The organism is Pseudomonas sp. UBA6276, from assembly GCF_002438365.1.
Classification (GTDB): Bacteria; Pseudomonadota; Gammaproteobacteria; order Pseudomonadales; family Pseudomonadaceae; genus Aquipseudomonas; species Aquipseudomonas coleopterorum.
Genome location: NZ_DJUS01000131.1, coordinates 4,466 through 7,654 on the forward strand (window position 1 = coordinate 4,466; position 3,189 = coordinate 7,654).

The 3,189-nt window shown below is 58.7% G+C and carries 3 protein-coding genes; 2 read left to right on the forward strand and 1 reads right to left on the reverse strand.

Annotation, left to right across the window (positions count from 1 at the left end):
* A partial coding sequence (locus tag B2V21_RS15555) for a glutamine synthetase beta-grasp domain-containing protein (protein WP_286917327.1) occupies positions 1–201 on the reverse strand: 201 nt, incomplete at its 3' end.
* A 420-nt stretch (positions 202–621) separates the two neighbouring features.
* Here B2V21_RS15555 and thiI point away from each other — a divergent pair.
* Positions 622–2,076, forward strand: a complete 1,455-nt coding sequence (gene thiI / locus B2V21_RS15560; RefSeq protein WP_049861724.1) for a tRNA uracil 4-sulfurtransferase ThiI — start codon at positions 622–624, stop codon at positions 2,074–2,076.
* A 128-nt stretch (positions 2,077–2,204) separates the two neighbouring features.
* A partial coding sequence (locus B2V21_RS15565; protein WP_286917328.1) for a GTP-binding protein occupies positions 2,205–3,189 on the forward strand: 985 nt, incomplete at its 3' end.

Here is a 3,189-nt window from a genome sequence, read left to right on the forward strand (position 1 = left end):
CAGGATCATGTCGGAGGCTTCGATGCCTTTCCAGCCTTCGATGGAGGAGCCGTCGAACATCTTGCCGACTTCGAAGAAGTCGTCGTCTAGTGCATCGCGCGCTGGCATGGTCACGTGCTGCTGCTTGCCTTTGGTATCAGTGAAGCGCAGATCAATCCACTTGACGTCATGATCTTTGATGAGTTGAACCGACTTCGACATGTTGTCCTCCGGGGTGGAATAGGGCCGATTATGGTGAGGGCCCCAAATATGAGTGATGCCGGGCCCGATAGTCGGCCAAGGCAACCTGCCTCACAAGGGAGCAATTTGCATGCCAGTGCCCCGTGATGGACGCAACGCCGATATGCACGATCCCTGTGTTCGAGCACATTCCCCTGTAGCAGCGGCGCAAGCCGCGTGATGCTTTGTTTCAGGCATCGATGCGTATAAAGGCGGGACGCGGCTTGCGCCGCTGCTACAGGGGGCGGTGGTGAATGTGGGTGCGCTGGTTTGGTGCGGGGTGTTTGCGGGCGGTCCAGAATGGTGCATTCGGCCGTTCGTACGATAACTGGTCAAACCTTGAGCAATTTCCGCTATAATCCGCGCCCCTCTTTTCAGGCTGGCATTTCGCGCGCTGTTTTCATGAAACTTATCGTAAAAGTCTTCCCAGAGATCACCATCAAGAGCCCGCCGGTGCGCAAGCGTTTCATCCGCCAGCTCGCCAAGAACATCCGCATGGTGCTCCGTGACCTGGACCCGCAGCTGGTGGTCAATGGCGTGTGGGACAACCTTGAAGTCCAGACCAAGCTGACGGACGCCAAGGTGTTGCGCGAGATGACCGAGCGCCTGAGCTGCACGCCAGGTATCGCGCATTTCCTGCAAGTGGACGAATACCCGCTGGGCGATATGGACGACATCGTGGCCAAGTGCAAGGCGCACTTCGGCCCGCTGCTGCCTGGGAAGATCTTTTCGGTGCGTGCCAAGCGTGCCGGCAAGCATGCCTTCAGCTCGATGGACGTGGAACGCACCGTCGGCAGCCAGTTGCGCCGTGAGTGCGGCGCTGCCGGCATCGACCTGAAAAAGCCCGACGTCGTGGTGCGCCTGGAAATCCGTGACCAGCGCCTGTTCGTCATCCATGACCAGCACGATGGCCTGGGCGGTTACCCGTTGGGTGCTCTGGAACAGACCATGGTTCTGATGTCCGGTGGTTTCGATTCCACTGTCGCGGCCTACCAGATCATGCGTCGCGGCCTGATGACCCATTTCTGCTTCTTCAATCTGGGCGGTCGTGCCCATGAACTGGGCGTGATGGAAGTCGCTCACTTCCTGTGGAAGAAGTACGGCAGCTCCCAACGCGTGCTGTTCATCAGCGTGCCGTTCGAAGAAGTGCTGGGCGAGATTCTCGGCAAGGTCGACAACAGCCACATGGGCGTGATCCTCAAGCGCATGATGCTGCGTGCCGCCACGCGCCTGGCCGACCAGTTGAAGATTCCTGCGCTGGTCACCGGCGAGGCCATCTCCCAGGTCTCCAGTCAGACCCTGCCCAACCTGTCGGCGATCGACAGCGCCACCGACAAATTGGTGTTGCGTCCACTGCTGGCCAGCCATAAACAGGACATCATCGATCAAGCAGTTGAAATTGGGACTGCCGATTTTGCCAAACACATGCCAGAATATTGCGGCGTGATTTCGGTCAACCCGACCACCAGCGCAAAACTGCCGCGCGTTGTCCATGAAGAGAAGTCTTTCGACATGGCCGTGCTCGAGCGAGCGCTGGAGCGTGCCAAGCTGGTGTCCATCGATGAAGTCATCGACCAGCTGGGCCGGGATATCGAAGTCGAAGAGGTCAGCCAGGTGCTGCCCGGACAGGTCGTCATCGATATCCGCCACCCCGATGCCCAGGAAGACCAGCCATTGTCACTGGCCGGCATCGAGGTCAAGGCAATGCCTTTTTATGCCCTGAACAACCGCTTCAAGGAACTGGACTTCACACGCCAGTACTTGCTGTATTGCGACAGGGGCGTCATGAGCCGACTGCATGCTCACCATTTGTTGAGTGAGGGACATGCCAATGTGCGCGTTTATCGTCCGACATAGAGTTCCGGGGTTGAATGGCGGATCCATCCGCCATCGCCCCCCCGACCACAGGGTCGGTTGCAACATCGTTGATTAATATTCGCCACGTAGAATGCGCGGCAACCGAATCCTCTGATCGAGATACACAAGTGATCGAAAATCTACGCAACATCGCCATCATTGCTCACGTTGACCATGGTAAAACCACCCTGGTAGACAAACTCCTGCGTCAGTCCGGCACTCTGGAGCGCAACGAGCTCAACGACGAGCGCGTGATGGACTCCAACGACCAGGAAAAAGAGCGCGGCATTACCATTCTGGCGAAAAACACCGCCATCAACTGGAACGGCTACCACATCAACATCGTGGACACCCCGGGCCACGCCGACTTCGGTGGTGAAGTAGAGCGTGTGATGTCGATGGTCGACTCCGTGCTGCTGCTGGTCGATGCCCAGGACGGCCCTATGCCGCAAACCCGTTTCGTGACCAAGAAGGCGTTCGAAGCCGGCCTGCGTCCGATCGTCTGCATCAACAAGGTCGACCGTCCGGGCGCGCGTCCTGATTGGGTTCTGGACCAGATCTTCGATCTGTTCGACAACCTGGGTGCCACCGAAGAACAGCTGGACTTCAAAGTCGTCTACGCCTCGGCCCTGAACGGCATCGCCGGTCTGGACCACAACGACATGGCCGAAGACATGACCCCGCTGTACCAGTCGATCGTCGACAACGTTCCAGCGCCAGCCGTGGACCGTGAAGGTCCATTCCAGATGCAGATCTCCGCTCTGGACTACAACAGCTTCCTGGGCGTCATCGGTGTTGGCCGTATCGCTCGTGGTTCGGTCAAGCCGAACACCCCGGTTGTGGCCATCAGTGCCGACGGCAAGAAGCGCAACGGCCGTATCCTGAAGCTGATGGGTCACCACGGTCTGCACCGTGTGGACGTCGAAGAAGCCGCTGCTGGCGACATCGTCTGCATCAGCGGTATGGACTCGCTGTTCATCTCCGACACCCTGTGCCACCCGGACACCGTCGAGGCGATGAAGCCACTGACCGTCGACGAGCCGACCGTTTCGATGACCTTCCAGGTCAACGACTCGCCTTTCTGCGGTAAGGAAGGCAAGTTCGTCACCAGCC